General features: G+C 73.5%; 19 protein-coding genes. 4 read left to right on the top strand and 15 right to left on the bottom strand.

The genetic code is table 11. The features are described 5' to 3' along the window. Positions 1-153 precede the first annotated feature (153 nt). The 3 genes from guaB to ACFWP2_RS04195 form a co-directional block, all read right to left on the bottom strand. Entirely contained in the window at positions 154-1656 is a 1503-nt protein-coding gene (guaB, locus tag ACFWP2_RS04205) for an IMP dehydrogenase (RefSeq protein WP_380448042.1), read from the bottom strand. A gap of 290 nt (positions 1657-1946) precedes the next feature. Next, positions 1947-2672, bottom strand: a complete 726-nt coding sequence (locus tag ACFWP2_RS04200; RefSeq protein ID WP_380448040.1) for a sigma-70 family RNA polymerase sigma factor — start codon at positions 2670-2672, stop codon at positions 1947-1949. A gap of 335 nt (positions 2673-3007) precedes the next feature. Continuing rightward, complete coding sequence (locus ACFWP2_RS04195) at positions 3008-3619, bottom strand: response regulator transcription factor (RefSeq protein WP_014136228.1); 612 nt, start codon at positions 3617-3619, stop codon at positions 3008-3010. Positions 3620-4181: 562 nt separating this feature from the next. Between ACFWP2_RS04195 and ACFWP2_RS04190 the strand changes: the two genes are divergently transcribed. Further along, on the top strand, positions 4182-4508 hold the full coding sequence (locus ACFWP2_RS04190; RefSeq protein ID WP_350519940.1) for a WhiB family transcriptional regulator: 327 nt from the start codon (positions 4182-4184) through the stop codon (positions 4506-4508). A 99-nt stretch (positions 4509-4607) separates the two neighbouring features. On the opposite strand, the gene ACFWP2_RS04185 is transcribed toward ACFWP2_RS04190, so the two are convergent. The 3 genes from ACFWP2_RS04185 to groES form a co-directional block, all read right to left on the bottom strand. Beyond that, positions 4608-5606 carry a LysR family transcriptional regulator gene (locus ACFWP2_RS04185; RefSeq protein WP_360349428.1) on the bottom strand — a complete coding sequence of 333 codons (999 nt, stop codon included), beginning with the start codon at positions 5604-5606 and terminating at the stop codon, positions 4608-4610. Between the two features lie 132 nt (positions 5607-5738). Next, positions 5739-7370: a chaperonin GroEL gene (groL, locus tag ACFWP2_RS04180; protein ID WP_380448037.1), complete on the bottom strand. Its 1632-nt coding sequence runs from the start codon at positions 7368-7370 to the stop codon at positions 5739-5741. Positions 7371-7486: 116 nt separating this feature from the next. Continuing rightward, on the bottom strand, positions 7487-7792 hold the full coding sequence (gene groES / locus ACFWP2_RS04175; RefSeq protein ID WP_014136232.1) for a co-chaperone GroES: 306 nt from the start codon (positions 7790-7792) through the stop codon (positions 7487-7489). A gap of 251 nt (positions 7793-8043) precedes the next feature. On the opposite strand from groES, the gene ACFWP2_RS04170 reads away from it, so the two are divergent. Next, positions 8044-8379 (top strand): hypothetical protein, encoded by a 336-nt coding sequence (locus ACFWP2_RS04170; RefSeq protein ID WP_380448035.1) that lies wholly within the window; start codon positions 8044-8046, stop codon positions 8377-8379. A 57-nt stretch (positions 8380-8436) separates the two neighbouring features. Next, positions 8437-9603, top strand: a complete 1167-nt coding sequence (locus tag ACFWP2_RS04165) for an SAM-dependent methyltransferase (protein WP_380448033.1) — start codon at positions 8437-8439, stop codon at positions 9601-9603. Between the two features lie 7 nt (positions 9604-9610). Here the strand turns inward: ACFWP2_RS04165 and ACFWP2_RS04160 are convergent, their stop codons facing one another. From ACFWP2_RS04160 to tsaB, 5 genes are all read right to left on the bottom strand, one after another. After that, a complete protein-coding gene (locus ACFWP2_RS04160) occupies positions 9611-10525 on the bottom strand; it encodes a polysaccharide deacetylase family protein (RefSeq protein ID WP_380448031.1) in 915 nt (304 codons plus the stop codon). An 81-nt stretch (positions 10526-10606) separates the two neighbouring features. Next, positions 10607-10867, bottom strand: coding sequence for a hypothetical protein (locus ACFWP2_RS04155; RefSeq protein ID WP_380448029.1), 261 nt, complete (start codon positions 10865-10867; stop codon positions 10607-10609). Then, complete coding sequence (gene tsaD / locus ACFWP2_RS04150) at positions 10864-11955, bottom strand: tRNA (adenosine(37)-N6)-threonylcarbamoyltransferase complex transferase subunit TsaD (protein ID WP_380448027.1); 1092 nt, start codon at positions 11953-11955, stop codon at positions 10864-10866. Before tsaD ends, ACFWP2_RS04155 begins: the two co-directional genes overlap by 4 nt. Next, positions 11948-12445 (bottom strand): ribosomal protein S18-alanine N-acetyltransferase, encoded by a 498-nt coding sequence (gene rimI, locus ACFWP2_RS04145; protein ID WP_380448216.1) that lies wholly within the window; start codon positions 12443-12445, stop codon positions 11948-11950. The genes tsaD and rimI overlap by 8 nt, the downstream gene beginning before the upstream one ends. A gap of 23 nt (positions 12446-12468) precedes the next feature. Then, positions 12469-13125, bottom strand: a complete 657-nt coding sequence (gene tsaB, locus ACFWP2_RS04140; RefSeq protein WP_380448025.1) for a tRNA (adenosine(37)-N6)-threonylcarbamoyltransferase complex dimerization subunit type 1 TsaB — start codon at positions 13123-13125, stop codon at positions 12469-12471. A gap of 153 nt (positions 13126-13278) precedes the next feature. Between tsaB and ACFWP2_RS04135 the strand changes: the two genes are divergently transcribed. After that, complete coding sequence (locus ACFWP2_RS04135) at positions 13279-13845, top strand: hypothetical protein (protein ID WP_380448022.1); 567 nt, start codon at positions 13279-13281, stop codon at positions 13843-13845. An 86-nt stretch (positions 13846-13931) separates the two neighbouring features. On the opposite strand, the gene ACFWP2_RS04130 is transcribed toward ACFWP2_RS04135, so the two are convergent. The 4 genes from ACFWP2_RS04130 to alr all read right to left on the bottom strand — a co-directional run bounded on the left by ACFWP2_RS04130 (position 13932) and on the right by alr (position 17325). Then, positions 13932-14126 carry a hypothetical protein gene (locus ACFWP2_RS04130; RefSeq protein WP_380448020.1) on the bottom strand — a complete coding sequence of 65 codons (195 nt, stop codon included), beginning with the start codon at positions 14124-14126 and terminating at the stop codon, positions 13932-13934. Positions 14127-14302: 176 nt separating this feature from the next. Then, complete coding sequence (tsaE, locus tag ACFWP2_RS04125) at positions 14303-14800, bottom strand: tRNA (adenosine(37)-N6)-threonylcarbamoyltransferase complex ATPase subunit type 1 TsaE (RefSeq protein WP_380448018.1); 498 nt, start codon at positions 14798-14800, stop codon at positions 14303-14305. An 84-nt stretch (positions 14801-14884) separates the two neighbouring features. Further along, positions 14885-16129, bottom strand: coding sequence for an alpha/beta fold hydrolase (locus ACFWP2_RS04120; RefSeq protein WP_380448016.1), 1245 nt, complete (start codon positions 16127-16129; stop codon positions 14885-14887). After that, positions 16126-17325, bottom strand: coding sequence for an alanine racemase (gene alr, locus ACFWP2_RS04115; RefSeq protein ID WP_380448014.1), 1200 nt, complete (start codon positions 17323-17325; stop codon positions 16126-16128). The genes ACFWP2_RS04120 and alr overlap by 4 nt, the downstream gene beginning before the upstream one ends. Positions 17326-17445: the final 120 nt, after the last annotated feature.

Below are 17445 nucleotides of genomic sequence, written 5' to 3'. Positions count from 1 at the left end.
AGTATCCCGTACTACCGCTGCTCCCGCCCCGACGGCCCACGCCCCGAACGCCTCGAGGGGCCCGCCACCGCGGTGCGGCAGCGGACCCCTCGGTCGCTCGGTGGCTCAGCGCCGGCGCCTCAACGCCTCAGCCTCAGCCTCAGCGCCTGGACGTCAGCGGGCCGAGTAGTTCGGCGCCTCGACGGTCATCTGGATGTCGTGCGGGTGGCTCTCCTTGAGGCCCGCCGAGGTGATCCGGACGAACCGGCCCTTGCTCTCCATCTCGGCGACGGTGGCGGCGCCGACGTAGCCCATGGTCTGGCGCAGACCGCCGACGAGCTGGTGCAGCACGGCCGACAGCGGGCCGCGGTACGGCACCTGGCCCTCGATGCCCTCGGGGACGAGCTTGTCGTCCGAGGCCACCTCGGCCTGGAAGTAGCGGTCCTTGGAGTAGGAGCGGCCCTGCCCGCGGGACTGCATGGCGCCCAGCGAGCCCATGCCGCGGTAGGACTTGAACTGCTTGCCGTTGATGAACAGCAGCTCGCCCGGGGACTCCTCGCAGCCGGCCAGCAGCGAGCCGAGCATCACGGTGTCGGCACCGGCGGCCAGCGCCTTGCCGATGTCGCCCGAGTACTGCAGGCCGCCGTCGCCGATGACCGGCACGCCGGCCGCCAGGCAGGCCTGGGCGGCCTCGTAGATGGCGGTGACCTGCGGGACGCCGATGCCGGCGACCACGCGGGTGGTGCAGATGGAGCCGGGGCCGACGCCGACCTTGACGCCGTCCACGCCGGCGTCGATCAGCGCCTGGGCGCCGTCCCGGGTGGCCACGTTGCCGCCGACCACGTCGATCTTGACGGCCGACTTGATCTTCTCGATCCAGGCCAGCGCGTTGTGGCTGTGGCCGTGCGAGGTGTCCACCACCAGGAAGTCCGCACCGGCCTCGACCAGGGCCTGGGCCCGGTCGAACGCCTCGGCGCTGGCGCCGACGGCGGCGCCGACCAGCAGCCGGCCCTCGGCGTCCTTGGCCGCGTTGGGGTACTGCTCGGCCTTGACGAAGTCCTTGACGGTGATCAGGCCCTTGATCCGGCCCTCGTCGTCGACCAGCGGCAGCTTCTCGATCTTGTGGCGGCGCAGCAGGGCCATCGCGTCCACGCCGGAGATGCCGACCTTGCCGGTGATCAGCGGCATCGGGGTCATGATCTCGCGGACCTGGCGGCTGCGGTCCGACTCGAAGGCCATGTCGCGGTTGGTGACGATGCCGAGCAGCTTGCCCGCCTCGTCGGCGATCGGCACGCCGGAGATGCGGAACTTGGCGCACAGCGCGTCGGCCTCGGCCAGGGTGGTCTCCGGGCCGACCGTGATCGGGTCGGTGACCATGCCGGACTCGGAGCGCTTGACCAGGTCGACCTGGTTGGCCTGGTCCTCGACCGACAGGTTGCGGTGCAGCACGCCGACGCCGCCCTGGCGGGCCATGGCGATGGCCATGCGCGACTCGGTGACCTTGTCCATCGCCGCGGAGAGCAGCGGGATGTTGACGCGCACGTTCCGGGAGACCCGCGAGGAGGTGTCCACCTGGTTCGGCAGCACCTCGGAGGCCCCGGGCAGCAGCAGCACGTCGTCGTACGTGAGCCCGAGCATCGCGAACTTCTCGGGTACGCCTGCGGCGTTGTAAGACATTTGGGGGGTACCTTCCGTGGCCGGCCTAATCCGCTCACGCCCGAGGGTGGGGGCGCATTCATCGCTCACTCGCGCAGACCGCCGAAGCCGGGTGCAATGGGAGGATCCTCCAAGGGGACCCCGGCCGCACCCGTCAAACTTTGGCAACCCGCCCAGGCGCCGATACCCCATGGTACTGGCACCGCGAATGTGTCCTCGTGTGCCCTTGACAACACCCCCGCCCCGTGGCTCATTCCCCCGCAACGGGCGAAAGCGGCACGGATCGGCACGGCCCGGTCAGGAGGGCCCGTTCAGGAGGACTCCTCCGCGAGGGCCCGCAGCCGGCTGAGCGCCCGGTGCTGGGCGACCCGGACGGCGCCGGGCGACATCCCGAGCACCTCGCCGGTCTCCTCCGCCGACAGCCCGGCGGCCACCCGCAGCAGCACCAGCTCGCGCTGACGGGCCGGCAGGTTGGAGAGCAGTTCCTTCGCCCAGGCGGCGTCGCTGCTCAGCAGCGCCTGCTCCTCCGGGCCGAGCGCCTCGTCCGGCACCTCGGGCAGGTCGTCCTGGGGCACCACGGTCGAGCCGGGCCCGCGCATCGCGGCCCGCTGGAGGTCGGCGATCTTGTGCGCCGCGATCCCGTACACGAAGGCCTCGAACGGCCGCCCCTGGTCCTTGTACCGGGGCAGCGCGCAGAGCACCGCCACGCAGACCTCCTGCGCGACGTCGTCCACGTGGTGCCGGGCCCCGCCGGGCAGCCGGACCAGCCGGGCGCGGCAGTACCGCAGCGCCAGCGGGTGGACGTAGGCGAGCAGCGCGTCGATCGCCGGGCCCTCGCCGCGCACCGCGGCCGCGACCAGTTCGCCCACCAGCGGCGAGCCGCCCGTGCCGAGCACCGGCGGGCGGTCCGGCCCGGTCAGGCCGGTGGGATCGTCGGAACCGTCGGAATCGGCGTACGACGGATCACGGCCCGGACCGGAGGGCTCGGCCTCCACCGGGTCCGCCTGGCCGGCCGCACCGGCGACGTCGTCACGCATCGGTCCATGGTGCCTGGTCGAGCGGGAAAACGCGGCACCGCGTCCGGAGTTGTGCACCGGAACGTTATGCGCTGCGGCACCGTAAGGCGTGCCGCGCACCACCGGCCCCTCCTGCACCGTGCCGCCTCCCGCCCCGCCGCCGTCGGTGGTCCCGTCCGTCGCGCCGTCCGCCGAGTGTCCTGCGGCTGCGTGGTTCGCCGCAGTGCCTGCCCGCTGGTCCCCGAGGTGCTCCACTCCTCCATGGTGCAACCTCGGGACCGTAACGTCACACGCCCGTGCGGCACCCGCTCCGGGAACCGCCGACGGCACGCCGCAACCGGCGGCGCCGCCGGTGGTCAGCGGACCAGGCCCCAGCGGAAGCCCAGCGCCACCGCGTGCGCCCGGTCGGAGGCCCCGAGCTTCTTGAACAGCCGTCGGGCGTGGGTCTTGACGGTGTCCTCGGAGAGGAACAGCTCGCGGCCGATCTCGGCGTTGCTGCGGCCGTGGCTCATGCCCTCCAGCACCTGGATCTCACGCGCCGTCAACGTCGGTGCCGCGCCCATGTCGGGGCTGCGCAGCCGGCGCGGGGCGAGCCGCCAGGTCGGGTCGGCGAGGGCCTGGGTGACGGTGGCCCGCAGTTCGGCGCGCGAGGCGTCCTTGTGCAGGTAGCCGCGGGCGCCGGCGGCCACCGCGAGCGCGACGCCGTCGAGGTCCTCGGCGACGGTGAGCATGATGATCCGCGCGCCCGGGTCGGCGGACAGCAGCCGCCGGACCGTCTCGACCCCGCCGAGGCCGGGCATCCGGACGTCCATCAGAACGAGATCGGAGCGGTCGGCCACCCAGCGGCGGAGGACCTCCTCCCCGTTCGTCGCGGTGGTGACCCGGTCCACACCGGGTACGGTCGCGACCGCGCGGCGAAGCGCCTCGCGGGCGAGCGGGGAATCGTCGCAAACGAGAACGGAAGTCATGACCGTCGTCCTCCGCAGCTGATCCGCGTCACGTTGAGCCTCCTGGCTGGTACGAACCTCTCCGACACGGCCGATCGGCGACAGACTTCGTCCTGATCGCCCCAACCTGCCCGCGATCGTTCCCGACGTCCGGCGCCCGCTAACCGCCTCCGCACTTCCAACGACCGTCACTCGAATGAGTTACGGCCTTCGGGGCCATCTCCACCACTGTACGTGGCCAACCCATTACCGATCAGCCGCATCGCGGTGCACACGCCGCACTTTTGCGCAGCTCGCGCGCGGTCGGCGTACGACCCGCACACCGATTCGGCACGTCGCGCGCCCGTCGGCCACCCGATTGCCACGCCCGCGCCCGGCGGAGCCCTTGCCCACTATGCCCGTTTTTATAGCTTTCGTATGGTCATTGACTGTTGTGCCAGTGTGTGGGTGACTTGTCCATGGAGTTGCCTTAAGTCATATTTCCAGGTGTCCACACCAGCGCATCGAAGCCCCGCCGTACCGCTCGGCAGCAGCCCCGCCGAACGCCCGGCCGACGGCCGACAGCCTCTGAAGGGAATGAGCCATGGCAGATTTCTCCCGCCTCCCCGGTCCCAACGCGGACCTCTGGGACTGGCAGCTCTCCGCAGCGTGCCGTGGCGTGGACAGCTCGCTCTTCTTCCACCCCGAGGGCGAGCGCGGGGCCGCGCGCAGTTCGCGCGAGGCCAGCGCCAAGGAGGTCTGCATGCGCTGCCCGGTGATCGCCGAGTGCGCGGCGCACGCGCTGGCGGTCCGCGAGCCGTACGGCGTCTGGGGCGGGATGACGGAGGACGAGCGCGAGGAGATGCTGGGGCGCTCGCGGCACCGGCTGGTCGAGGTTCCGCTGACGCCGCCGGCGGTCGCCCAGCGCTAGACCCGCCTCCACGAGCGCCGTGAAGAAACGTTCCTTCGCGGCGCTTCAGCCTTCTGGCTCACCGTGTGTACCGGGCCGCCGCAGGCCCGTCACCCACCGTCAGCGATCGGCGGCCGCCCCCGCCAGCCGCTCCAGCATCAGCGCCACGGCGGGCACCTCCGCCAGGTCCGGCAGGGTCAGCGCGACCACCTGGCGCACCGCCGGCGCCCCCGAGGCCGTGCGCACCGGCACCGTCGACACGCCGTCAGGACGCACCGACCGGAGCGCCAGCCGGGGCAGCACCGCCACCCCCAGCCCGGCCGCCACCAGGCCGACCACCGCCGGGTAGTCGTCCGTCGCGAAGTCGATCCGCGGCTCGAAGCCAGCCCCGGCGCACAGCTCCACCAGGTGCCCCCGGCACTGCGGGCAGCCGGCGATCCACTGCTCCCCCGCCAGCTCGGCCAGCTCCACCGCCCCGCCGCGCCCGGCCAGCCCGTGGCCGGCGGGCAGCAGGCCCACCAGCGGGTCGTCCAGCAGCGGGGTGACCACCAGGTCGGACCAGTCGGTCCCCGCGGTCAGCTGCTGCGCCTCCAGATTGGCCTCGGCCCGGGCCTCGCGCGGCGTGCCGTGGGCGGGCGCCGGGAGCGCGAGGGCGCCGTCGGACTGCGGGTAGCGGAAGGCCAGCGCGATCTCGCACTCGCCGCCGCGCAGCATCGCCAGCGACTCCGGCGGCTCCGCCTCGACCAGCGACACGCGCACCCCCGGATGGCCGTCGCGCAGGCGGGCGACCGCGGGCGGCACCAGGGTGGAGCTGGCGGTCGGGAAGGAGACCAGCCGCACCCGCCCGGCCCGCAGCCCGGCGATCGCGGCGACCTCCTCCTCGGCGGCGGAGAGCCCGGCGAGGATTCCGGTGGCATGCTTGAGCAGGACCCGGCCGGCCTCGCTGAGCTGCATCCCGCGGCCCGAGCGGACCACCAGCGGGGTGTCCACCGACTTCTCCAGGGCCTTCATCTGCTGGCTGATGGCGGGCTGCGTACACCCCAGCTCGCGGGCGGCGGCGGAGAAGGAGCCGGTGCGGGCGACGGCACGCAGGACGCGCAGATGGCGGGCCTCGATCATGCCTTAGTTATAAGGCAATCTTTGCATTCTGCAAAATTCTACTGATAGTTGAATCGCGAAGGTGAACGCCGGAGGCCCGGCCCGCCACCCCTCGCGGGGCGCGGACCGGGCCTCCGGTCAGGCGTCGGAGCCTCAGTGCGAGTGGCCGTGGCCGTGCCCGTGGCCGTGACCGTTGTCGGCCTCCTCCTCCTTCTTCTCCACCACGAGGGTCTCGGTGGTGAGGAGCAGGGAGGCGATCGAGGCGGCGTTCTCCAGGGCGGAGCGGGTGACCTTGACCGGGTCGATGACGCCGGCCTTCAGCAGGTCGCCGTACTCGCCGGTGGCCGCGTTGTAACCGTGACCGGTCTCCAGCTCGGCGACCTTGTGGGTGATGACGTAGCCCTCGAGGCCGGCGTTCTGGGCGATCCAGCGCAGCGGCTCGTGCAGCGCCTTGCGGACCACGGCGACACCGGTGGCCTCGTCACCCGACAGGCCCAGGCCGTCCTCCAGCACCTTGGCGGCGTGGACCAGGGAGGCGCCACCACCGGCGACGATGCCCTCCTCGACCGCGGCGCGGGTCGCCGAGATGGCGTCCTCCAGGCGGTGCTTGCGCTCCTTCAGCTCCACCTCGGTGGCGGCGCCGACCTTGATGACGCAGACGCCGCCGGCCAGCTTGGCCAGGCGCTCCTGCAGCTTCTCGCGGTCCCAGTCGGAGTCGGTGGCGGCGATCTCGCCCTTGATCTGGGCGACGCGGCCGGCCACGGCCTCGGTGTCACCGGCGCCGTCGACGATCGTGGTCTCGTCCTTGGTGATGGTCACGCGGCGGGCGGTGCCCAGCACGTCCAGGCCGACCTGGTCGAGCTTGAGGCCGACCTCCTCGGAGATGACCTGACCGCCGGTCAGGACGGCCAGGTCGCCGAGGATCGCCTTGCGGCGGTCGCCGAAGCCCGGGGCCTTGACGGCGACGGCGTTGAAGGTGCCGCGGATCTTGTTCACGACCAGGGTCGACAGCGCCTCGCCGTCGACGTCCTCGGCGATGATCAGCAGCGGCTTGGAGGCACCGCCCTGGAGGATCTTCTCCAGCAGCGGCAGCAGCTCCTGGATGGAGGAGATCTTGCCCTGGTTGATCAGGATGTACGGGTCCTCCAGGACCGCCTCCTGCCGCTCCGCGTCGGTGACGAAGTACGGCGACAGGTAGCCCTTGTCGAACTGCATGCCCTCGGTGAAGTCCAGCTCCACGCCGAAGGTGTTCGACTCCTCGACGGTGATGACACCGTCCTTGCCGACCTTGTCGATCGCCTCGGCGATCAGCTCGCCGACCTGGGTGTCCTGCGCGGAGAGGGACGCGACGGCGGCGACGTCGTCCTTGCCCTCGATCTCGCGGGCGATGGACAGCAGGTGCTCGGAGACGGCGGCGACGGCCTTGTCGATGCCCTTCTTCAGGGCGGCCGGGCCGGCACCGGCGGCGACGTTGCGCAGACCCTCGTTGACCAGGGCCTGGGCCAGCACGGTGGCGGTGGTGGTGCCGTCACCCGCGACGTCGTTGGTCTTGGTGGCGACCTCCTTGACGAGCTGCGCGCCAAGGTTCTCGTACGGGTCGTCCAGCTCGACCTCGCGGGCGATGGTGACACCGTCGTTGGTGATGGTCGGGGCGCCGAACTTCTTGTCGATGACGACGTTGCGGCCCTTGGGGCCGATGGTCACCTTGACGGTGTCGGCCAGCTTGTTGACACCGCGCTCCAGCGAGCGGCGGGCGTCCTCGTCGAACTGCAGGATCTTCGCCATGTTCCCTATTCCCTCGGGGCTGCGGCCGGCCCACCGGCCGCCGAACTACGTGAACCAACAACCACGCCCCGGGCCCCTGTCACTTGGGACACGGATCCGGGGCGGGTCGGAACGTCTTACTTCTCGATGATCGCGAGGACGTCGCGGGCGGAGAGCACCAGGTACTCCTCGCCCTGGTACTTCACCTCGGTGCCGCCGTACTTCGAGTACAGGACGATGTCACCCACGGCGACGTCGAGCGGCAGACGCTGGCCGTCCTCGAAGCGGCCCGGGCCGACGGCCAGGACGACGCCCTCCTGGGGCTTCTCCTTGGCGGTGTCCGGGATAACCAGGCCGGAGGCCGTGGTGGTCTCGGCGTCGAGCGGCTGGACCACGATGCGGTCCTCGAGCGGCTTGATGGCAACCTTGCTGCTGGTGGTCACGTCCGAGCTCCCCTTCGGAGATTACGGGGTTTTCTAACGGGTAGGGGCGAACCTGCGAGCCTGCCGTCGCGGGGGTCAGACACGCGTCGTCGCGTTAGCACTCTCCAGGTGGTGAGTGCCAAGGACGACCATAGGGCCGTGTTAGCACTCAGTCAACCAGAGTGCCAACGGCGCGCCCTGGGACCCCCGGTTCCACGGATGATTCGGCCGTACTCATGTACGACCCGCCCCGGCTCCGACACACTCCTGCCATGACATCGATCACGGGGAGCGGCCGGCCCGAGCGGCCGCGGATCCACTGGGCGCCGGACCTGCTGCTGTCCGTGGTGGTGGTGGTGACGACCGTCGTGGCGGCGTTCGTCGGGTCGTTCGTGCTCAACGCGCTGAAGCTGCTCGCCCTGTACGGCTCCGGGGTGGCGGCCCTGGACGTCTTCGGCGTCGCGGTCCTGCTCCTGCTGCTGGGGCTGACGGCCTGGGGCGCCCGGCGGCTCGGGTACCGGATCGTGCCGTACTCCGCGCTGGCGGCGGCATCGCTGGTGCCGCTGGTGTTCTGGCTGACCCACGACGTCCCCGTCATCGGCCGGTGAACGCCGCGCCGCCGCTCCGGCCGACCGGCTGACCGGGCGACCCGCGAGAATGGCCCCGTGGACACCGAGAACCTCCAGCCGTTGCTGACGCCCGAGGGCCAGGCCCTGCTCGCCGAGTTGCGCGAGTTCACCCCCGAGGAGGAGCTGGCGCTGGCGACCCGCCTGCGGCGGACGCATCCGGCGGAGCTGGTGTCGGCGGCGTTCGGGCAGGCGCGGCTGCGCCAGCGGGCCCGGGCGAAGTTCGGGGCGGACGCCGACCTGATGTACTTCACGCCCAACGGGGTCGAGCAGTCCACCCGGCGCAGCGTGGCCGAGTGGCGGGCGCGGCGGTTCGCCGCCCTGGGCGTGCGACGGCTGGCGGACCTGTGCTGCGGCATCGGCGGGGACGTGCTGGCGCTGGCCCGGGCGGGCATCGAGGTGCTGGCCGTCGACAAGGACCCGGCGGCCTGCGCCGCCACCGCGGCCAACGCCGCCGCGCTGGGCCTGGCCGAACTGGTCGAGGTGCGCTGCGCGGACGTCGCCGAGGTGGACGTCACCGGCTACGACGCGGTGTTCACCGACCCGGCCCGGCGCACCTCGCGCGGCCGGGTGTTCGACCCGGAGGCGTACGCCCCGCCGCTGTCCTGGGCGATCGAGGCCGGCCGGCGGACCCCGATCGGCGCGCTGAAGGTCGCGCCGGGCATCCCGCACGAGGCCGTGCCGCAGGACGCCGAGGCCGAGTGGGTCTCCGACCACGGCGACGTCAAGGAGGCGGTGCTCTGGTTCGGCACCGGGGCCGCGAGCCCGCACCGCGCCACCCTGCTGCCGCAGGGCGCCAGCCTGACCGGCGGCGACCTGCCCGACCCGCCGGCCGGCCCGGTCGGGCGCTACCTGTACGAGCCGGACGGCGCGGTGATCCGGGCCCACCTGGTGGCCGAGGTGGCCGGGCAGGTGGGCGGCCGGCTGATCGACCCGAAGATCGCCTACGTGACCTCGGACCGGCTGGTCGCCACCCCGTACGCGCACGCCTTCGAGCTCACCGACGTGCTGCCGTTCCACATCAAGAAGCTGAAGGCCCTGCTGCGCGAGCGGGCGGTCGGCACGGTGGTGATCAAGAAGCGCGGGATGGCGATCACCCCGGAGGAGCTGCGCCGCCAGCTCAAGCCCTCCGGGCCGAACGCCGTCACGGTGATCCTCAGCCGCACCGACAACGGGCCGCTGATGATGCTGGGACAGCCGGTCTGAGCCGCGGCTACGACGCGGGCGCCTGGATGTAGTCCTCCAGCCGGGCCACCGAGAAGCCCTGCTCCTGGATCCGGGCCAGCAGCTCGCCGAACATCTGGGTCATCGTGGAGCCCTTGAGCTCCTTGGGGCCGCGGAAATGCGCCAGGACGATGTCGCCGGGCTTCAGCTTGTCCCCCGACTGGTACTGCATGCCGTGGATCTGCATCGACTCGCGCCAGAGCACGATCGCGCGCGGGCCGCACTGCTGGACGGAGGTGTTGAGCGTCGGGGTGTTGGCGCCGTCGCCGAACGGCGGGCGGAACAGCAGCGGGGCGGTGCCGTACTGCTGGGTGAGCGCGGACTGGGCGTCGCAGATCTCGGACTTCTGCTTCTCCGCCGGGATCTTGCTCATCACCGGGTGGTCCACGGTGTGGTTCTGGACGTGGTTGCCCAGTGCCTGGAGCGGCTTGAAGTAGGCGTAGTCGTTCTTGACGATGTCCCGGGTCAGGAACATCGAGATCGGCACCTTGAGGTCGGTGAGCATCTCGACGAACTTCGGGTCCTTCTCGGCCCCGTCGTCGATGGTGATGAAGACGACCTTGTCGCTCGTCTTCACGTCGCTGAACACCGGTACGGGGCCGGTCCGTTCGAGCTTGATCGGCTTGTCGGCGGGGGGCGCCGGGGCGGGGGCGAGCGGGGTGAGGTTCCACTTGGCCCAGGCCGCCGCGTCCGCCGCGGCGGGGGCGGCGCCCGGGGTGGCGGCCGCGCCGGTCGGGGTGGCGGCTCCGCTCGGCCGGGGTGCGGCCGACGCCGGCGTGGTGGCGGCCGGGGCGGCCTTGCCGCCGCCCGCGCCCCCGTTGTCGCCGCACGCGGTGGCGAAGGCCAGCAGGGCCACCGCCCCCGCCGCGTAGGTCCTGGTCCTGCTCCGCCCGTCCCTGCTCACCGCACCGCACTCCCGGTTCCCGTTCAGCTTCTTATCAGCTGATTCACGGTAACTGCCGGGGTCACGGTTCCCGGTGGCGGCCTATTCGACGTGTTCGCTGGTGAAGGACCAGCGGTGCACCGGGCGGCCGAGCAACTCGGCCGGCGGGTCGGCGACGGGCACCGGCTCGCCGTTCCACCAGGCGATCAGCAGCACCCGCTCCCCCGGGGCGGAGAGCAGTTCGAGGCGCTCCAGCCCGGCCGAGCCGCGCAGCGCGGGCAGCGCCGACTCCCGCGCCCAGGCGGCGAGTTCGGCCCCCCGGCCGGCCGCCGCCCGGGCCTCCCACATCGCGGCGACGGTCATTCGGCGCCGCCGCCGAGGGCGTCGTAGGCCTGGCCGTGGACGTCGGTGTGCGGCACGTGGACCTCGGTGACGGGCAGCGAGGAGTCCGCCGACAGGTCGAAGGCGGAGGGGGTGCGGTCGCGCCAGACCATCTCGGCGCCGAGCGCCGCGACCATCGCGCCGTTGTCGGTGCACAGGCCCGGCCGGGGCACCCGCAGCCGGATGCCGGCCCGGTCGCAGCGCTGCTGGGCCATCTCGCGCAGCCGCGAGTTGGCCGCCACGCCGCCGCCGATCATCAGGTGGTCGACGCCGTTGTCCTTGCACGCCTTGACGGCCTTGCGGGTGAGCACGTCGGTGACCGCCTCCTGGAAGGACGCCGCCACGTCGGCGATCGGCACCTCCTCGCCGGCCCGGCGCTTGGCCTCCACCCAGCGGGCGACGGCGGTCTTCAGGCCGGAGAAGGAGAAGTCGTACTCCGGGTCGTTCCTGCCGCTCAGGCCGCGCGGGAAGGCGATCGCCTTCGGGTCGCCCTCGCGGGCCGTGCGGTCGACGATCGGGCCGCCGGGGAAGCCGAGGCCGAGCACCCGGGCGACCTTGTCGAAGGCCTCGCCGGCCGCGTCGTCGATGGTCGCGCCGAGCGGGCGGACGTCGCTGGTGATGTCCTCGCTGAGCAGCAGCGAGGAGTGCCCGCCGGAGACCAGCAGGGCCATCGTCGGCGAGGGCAGCCGGCCGTGCTCCAGCTGGTCGACGCAGATGTGCGAGGCGAGGTGGTTGACCCCGTACAGCGGCTTGTCCAGCGCCCAGGCGTACGCCTTCGCGGCGCTCACGCCGACCAGCAGCGCGCCCGCCAGGCCGGGGCCGGCGGTGACGGCGATGCCGTCCAGGTCGCTCGCCTTGATCCCGGCGGTGTCCAGGGCGCGCTGGATGGTCGGGACCATCGCCTCCAGGTGCGCGCGGCTGGCGATCTCCGGGACGACGCCGCCGAAGCGGGCGTGGTCGTTGACGCTGGAGGCGACCGCGTCGGCCAGCAGCGTGGTGCCGCGCACGATGCCGACGCCGGTCTCGTCGCAGGAGGTCTCGATGCCGAGGACGAGCGGTTCGTCAGCCATGGCGGGTGTCCTCAATGTCCTTCGGGTCAGTGCTGTCAGTGCTGTCAGTGCTCGGGTGGTCGAGGCGCATCACCAGCGCGTCGACGTTGGCGGGCTGGTAGTAGCCGCGCCGGATGCCCACCGGTTCGAAGCCGTGGCGCTCGTACAGCCGCTGGGCGCGCGGGTTGTCCACCCGCACCTCCAGCAGCAGCTCGGCGCACTCGCGCCGGGCGGCCTCCCGGATCAGGTCGGTGAGCAGCGCCGCGCCGAGGCCGGCGCCCTGGTGGCGCTCGTCGACGGCGATGGTCTGGACGTCGCCCTCGCCGGCGATCGCCATCAGGCCGGCGTAGCCGACGATCGTGCCGTCCGCGGCGGCCGCGACGGTGTAGTGGCGGGTGCCGCCGGGGTGGGCCTCGGCCAGCTCGGACCAGAACATCCCGGCGGACCAGGCGTCCTCGGGGAAGAGCCGCAGCTCCAGGTCCAGCACCGGCGCGATGTCCCACCAGCGCATCGGGCGCAGGGTGGTGCCGTGGTTCACGCCGGGAGCACCGCCTTGTAGCCCGCCGGCACCTGGGCGTCCGGGCGGCGAAGGTACAGCGGGTGGTTCGGCAGCAGCTCGCGCCCGGCGGCCAGCTCGGCGGCGGCGAAGCCGGCCAGGGCACCGGCCGAGACGTGCTCGGGGCCGTGCCCGCCCGGGAAGGCCTCGGGGTAGAGCAGCGCGCCGGCGCCGACGGAGCGCTGCTGCGGGGTCAGCTCGGCCGGGCGGTCCACGCCCGGGCCCTCGGTGCGACGGCCCTCGGCGTCGTACGAGGCCCAGTAGACCTCCTTGCGGCGCGCGTCGGTGGCGACGGTGAACGGCTGCCCGGCCAGGCCCTCGGCCCGGGCCTGGAAGGCGATCGCGTCCAGGGTGCAGACCCCGTGCACCGGCAGCCCGAGCGCGTGGCCGAGCGCGGCGGCGGTCACCAGGCCGACCCGCAGGCCGGTGTACGGGCCGGGGCCGACGCCCACCGCGATGCCGGTCAGCCGGTGCTTGTCCACCCCGGCGGCCCGCAGCACCCCGTCGATCGCGGGCAGCAGCAGTTCGCCGTGGCGCCTGGCGTCGACCTGGTGGGTCTCGGCGAGGACGGCCGTGCCGTCGTGGACGGCGGCGGTGACGGCGGGGGTAGCGGTGTCGAACGCGAGCAGCAGCACGGGTCAAGGTTAGACCGCGTTGGGCCGACCGGCCGATCGGCAGGGTGTACCACCCGGGAACACACATCCGAGGCGCTGCGACCCGCGCGGATGAACCTGGCACGATGGGGCCGTACGTAAAGGGACGGCGGCGGGAGCGGCAACGTGGCGAAGATGGGTCCTGGAGTGGTGGTCACGGGGTTGACCCTGGGGGCCCTGGCGGTGGTGAGCCTGCTGGCCTTCCAGGCCAACGGCGCCCAGGACCGGGCCGGCGGCCCCAAGCCCACCGCCACCACCACGGCGACCGGCACGGCCACCGCCGCGGCGCCCACCGCCTCGGCCACCCCGACCGTCCCCGCGCTGCCGGCCACCTCGGGCACCGGCCTCCGGGTCGTCTACTCGGTCGGCAGCCACTACGTCTGGCTGGTCGACCCGAAGAAGACCCCGCAGGTGGCGGCCGCCTTCCCGGTCACCCCCGGCTCGGTCGAGCCGACCCCGGGCAGCTACGCCGTGTACAGCCGCACCCCGACCACCACCGGGACGGACGGCAAGCAGATCGAGCACGTGGTGCGCTTCGCACAGCAGAACGGCGTGGTGTTCGGCTTCAGCGCGGCGGTGGACGGCGCGACGCCGACCACCGACCCGACCGCCAAGACCGGCGGCATCCGCAGCGGGCGCGCCGAGGGGCAGCTGCTCTGGGACTTCGCGCCCAAGGAGACCAAGGTGGTCGTGATCGCCTGACGCGGGACGACCCGGAACGGGTCCGGCCGGTCCGGGCGGCCCGGGCGCGGATCAGCCCGGCTGGTCCGGGCCCGGAAGGCTCGGCCTCACGCGGCCCGCGGCGCCTGCGCCTCGGGCCGTTCGTCCTGCCGGGGCCGCGGTTCGGGCGGGGTGGACACCGCCTCGGCGGCCGCGCAGGCGGCCAGCAGCGCCCGCATCGGCTCTCCCGGAGCGCGACGGGCTGACTCTCCGGCCCCGGCGGCGGGGACCGCGCGCTTCGGGGCGGGGGTGGGGCTCGACATGGCGCCTCCCTAGTTAGGCAGACCTAACCGCAGCACCCATCCCACCACGCCCGGCACCCCGCCCGCAACATCTTGCCGACAGCCTGTCGGCAAGATGTCGGCACGTCGTCGGCGGGTCGTCGACGCCCGTCGGCACGTCGCCGGCATGTCGCCGGGGGGCCGCCGACGCCCGTCGGCTATCCGAGGTCCGTCAGCGCCACGTCCGCCCAGCGCGGGCCGATGCCGGTCAGCACCACCCGGCGCGGGTCCTGGTCGTCCCCGTCCGCCGTGTCGCCGATGGCGCGCTCGATCCGGACCTCCAGCCGGTCCTCGGACAGCCGCTCGACCTTGCCCTCGCCCCACTCGACCACGACCACCGACTCGGGCAGCGAGACGTCCAGGTCGAGGTCCTCCATCTCGTCCAGGTCCCCGCCCAGCCGGTACGCGTCCACGTGCACCAGCGCCGGGCCGCCGACCAGCGAGGGGTGCACCCGGGCGATCACGAAGGTCGGCGAGGTCACCGCCCCGCGGACCCCGAGGCCCTCCCCCAGGCCCCGGGTCAGCGTGGTCTTCCCCGCTCCCAGCTCACCGGAGAGCAGCACCAGGTCCCCCGGCCGCAGCAGCGCGGCCAGCTCCCGGCCGAGCCGGCCCATCCGCTCCGGGGTGGGGACGGTGAGAGTGGCGTGCGAGCCCATGCGCGTTTCTTGCCCTTCGGTCCGTACGGCGCACCGACCACCGGCCGCCACCGCTACCGTGCCACATCCGCGCGCCACCGGGGCTCACGCGGGGTCGACGACGGTTCCCACGACATCCACGGCCCGCTCCCGGGCCAGGTCGAGGACGGCCGCGGGCAGTGGCGCGGCCCCGGCGAAGCCGGCGGCCCGGCGCAGCAGCCGCGCCAGCTCGTGGTCGACCAGCTCGGGGCGCTCCAGCATCACCAGGTGCCCGGCGCCCTCGGCCAGGACCAGCTCGGCGCCGGGCAGCCGCTCGGCCATCGCCTCGCTGTGCGTCGAGGGCGTCAGCAGGTCCTTCGTCCCGGCCAGCACCAGCGCGGGCAGGCCCCGCAGGGCGGCCAGCGCCTCGTACTTCTCGTGCGCGCCGAACACCGGGTAGAACTCGGCGACCACGTCGATCGGGGTGGCGTCCAGCAGCTGCTCGGCGAAGCGCACCACGCCGGGGTCGACGTCCCGGCCGCCGAAGGAGAACTTCCGGTAGAACACGGCGGCCACGTCCGAGCCCAGCCGCCTGGTCGCCTCGACCAGGTCGACCTGGCGGCCCAGCAGCTTCACCATGCCGGGCGCGACCTTCCGGAACAGCTTCGCGCCGGCCCTCGGCAGGCCGAGGCTGACGTCGTTCCAGTCCCCGGCGAGGGTGCCGATCAGCGCCACCCCGGCGACGCGCTCGCGGAACAGCTCCGGGTGCTGGTCGGCCAGCGCCATCACCGTCATGCCGCCCATCGAGTGACCGACCAGCACCAGCGGCCCGGTCGGGGCGACGGCGTCGATCACCGCCTTGAGGTCGCCGCCCAGCTGGTCGATGCCGGCCGGCTCGCCCGCCAGGTACGAACGGGAGCGCTCGGAGCGGCCGTGGCTGCGCTGGTCCCAGAAGACCAGCCGCATGCCCTCGCGCAGCGCGGCCCGCTGGAAGTGCCAGCTGTCCTGGTTGAGGCAGTAGCCGTGGCAGAACACCACGGTCAGCGGCTCGGCACCGGCGCCGTCCCCGTCCGGCCCGCTCCAGCCGGTGCCGTCCAGCTCGACGTACAGCTCGGTGCCGTCCGGCGCGGCCACCCGCCTCGGACGGCCGCGCAGCGAGCCGTACGGGGCGTTCGCGTCCAGCTCGGCCCGGGCCCGGCGGCGCATCGCCCGGCCGACGGTCAGCCGCTCCATCGCGACGCCCGCGGCCGCCCCGGCCGCCAGCACGCCGACCGAGATCCCGATCACACCCGCCCGGCTCACCCCGGAGGCGGCACCCGCCGCCTTGGCGACCGCCGCGACCGGACTGCCCTCGGCCGGTGCGCCGGTCATGCCGACGGGCCCTCCGGGTGGCTGCCGCCCAGGTAGCGGCGGGGCACCCGGGCACCGATCCGGGTGATGATCTCGTACGAGATGGTGCCGCAGGCGCGGGCCCAGTCCTCGGCGGTGGGCTCGCCGCGCTCGCCGTTGCCGAACAGCAGCACCTCGTCGCCGATCGCCGGGGTGTCGCCGCCGAGGTCCACCACGAACTGGTCCATCGCGACCCGGCCGGCCACCGTGCGCCACTTGCCGTCGATCTGCACCGGACCGGTGCCACTGGCGTGCCGGGGGATGCCGTCGCCGTAGCCGACCGGGACCAGGCCCAGGGTGGTCTCGCCCGGCGTCGTGTAGTGGTGGCCGTAGCTCACCCCGTGCCCGCCGGGGACGTGCTTGACCAGCGCCAGCCGGGCGGTCAGCGCCATCACCGGGCGCAGCCCGAAGTCGGCCGGCGAACCCACCTCCGGCACCGGCGACAGCCCGTACGCGGCCAGGCCGGTACGGACCAGGTCGAAGTGCGACTCGGGCAGCAGCAGGGCGGCCGGGGAGTTCGCCAGGTGCCGGACCTCGGGGCGCAGCCCGGCGGCCTCGGCCGTGGCCAGCGCGGCGCGGTAGGAGTCCAGCTGGGCCTGGATCGACGGGTGGCCCGGCTCGTCCGCCGCGGCGAAGTGCGACCAGACGCCGACGACCGTCAGCAGCCCCTCGGTCTCGGCCCGGCGGGCGGCGGCGACCAGCCGCGGCCAGTCGCGCGGCTGGCAGCCGTTGCGGCCGAGGCCGGTGTCGGCCTTCAGGTGCACCCGGGCCGGGATGCCGGTCTCGCGCACGGCGGGCAGCAGCTCGTCCAGCGCCCACTGGCCGCTGACCGAGATGTCCAGGTCCGCGCGCAGCGCCTCGCGCCACGGCCCGCCCGGCGTCCACAGCCAGCACAGGACGCGGGCCTGCTCCGGGCGGATGCCCGCGGCCCGCAGCGCCAGCGCCTCGTCCGGCGTCGCGCAGCCGAGCCAGCCGACCCCGTTCGCGACCGCCTCCCGGGCGCACTCGACCGCGCCGTGGCCGTAGGCGTTCGCCTTGACCGCGAGCATCACCGCCGCGCTGCCGACGCGCTCGCGCAGGGCGGCGAGGTTGCCGCGCAGGGCGGCGAGATCGATGGTCGCCTCGGCCCGGAGGCCGTCGGTCAGGGGGGCTGTGCCGGTCGTGTTCGCAGTTGTCATCAGGGTCAGTCTCCCAGACGTCCCGGAGTCCTCGCCGAACGGCCCGTCGGCGCGGCGGCCCCCGCGACGCGCCGACCTGCGGCGGTCGGCCCGTCCGCCCTGCTGAGGACGCCGTGTACG

The organism is Kitasatospora sp. NPDC058444, assembly GCF_042721415.1.
Taxonomy (GTDB): Bacteria; Actinomycetota; Actinomycetes; order Streptomycetales; family Streptomycetaceae; genus Kitasatospora.
This window is presented reverse-complemented; position numbering and strand designations above follow the sequence as displayed.

Coding starts and splice junctions, on each gene's coding strand:
- rimI (WP_380448216.1), bottom strand. CDS start 12,445: ATGCGCTGGTGGGACATCGCGCCGGTGCTGGACCTGGAGCTGCGGCTC.
- ACFWP2_RS04120 (WP_380448016.1), bottom strand. CDS start 16,129: ATGACCGGCGCACCGGCCGAGGGCAGTCCGGTCGCGGCGGTCGCCAAG.
- tsaE (WP_380448018.1), bottom strand. CDS start 14,800: ATGGGCTCGCACGCCACTCTCACCGTCCCCACCCCGGAGCGGATGGGC.
- guaB (WP_380448042.1), bottom strand. CDS start 1,656: ATGTCTTACAACGCCGCAGGCGTACCCGAGAAGTTCGCGATGCTCGGG.
- ACFWP2_RS04155 (WP_380448029.1), bottom strand. CDS start 10,867: ATGACCGTCGCCGCGATGTGGGAGGCCCGGGCGGCGGCCGGCCGGGGG.
- ACFWP2_RS04135 (WP_380448022.1), top strand. CDS start 13,279: ATGGGTCCTGGAGTGGTGGTCACGGGGTTGACCCTGGGGGCCCTGGCG.
- ACFWP2_RS04170 (WP_380448035.1), top strand. CDS start 8,044: ATGACATCGATCACGGGGAGCGGCCGGCCCGAGCGGCCGCGGATCCAC.
- ACFWP2_RS04190 (WP_350519940.1), top strand. CDS start 4,182: ATGGCAGATTTCTCCCGCCTCCCCGGTCCCAACGCGGACCTCTGGGAC.
- ACFWP2_RS04185 (WP_360349428.1), bottom strand. CDS start 5,606: ATGATCGAGGCCCGCCATCTGCGCGTCCTGCGTGCCGTCGCCCGCACC.
- groL (WP_380448037.1), bottom strand. CDS start 7,370: ATGGCGAAGATCCTGCAGTTCGACGAGGACGCCCGCCGCTCGCTGGAG.
- ACFWP2_RS04200 (WP_380448040.1), bottom strand. CDS start 2,672: ATGCGTGACGACGTCGCCGGTGCGGCCGGCCAGGCGGACCCGGTGGAG.
- ACFWP2_RS04195 (WP_014136228.1), bottom strand. CDS start 3,619: ATGACTTCCGTTCTCGTTTGCGACGATTCCCCGCTCGCCCGCGAGGCG.
- tsaD (WP_380448027.1), bottom strand. CDS start 11,955: ATGGCTGACGAACCGCTCGTCCTCGGCATCGAGACCTCCTGCGACGAG.
- ACFWP2_RS04130 (WP_380448020.1), bottom strand. CDS start 14,126: ATGTCGAGCCCCACCCCCGCCCCGAAGCGCGCGGTCCCCGCCGCCGGG.
- alr (WP_380448014.1), bottom strand. CDS start 17,325: ATGACAACTGCGAACACGACCGGCACAGCCCCCCTGACCGACGGCCTC.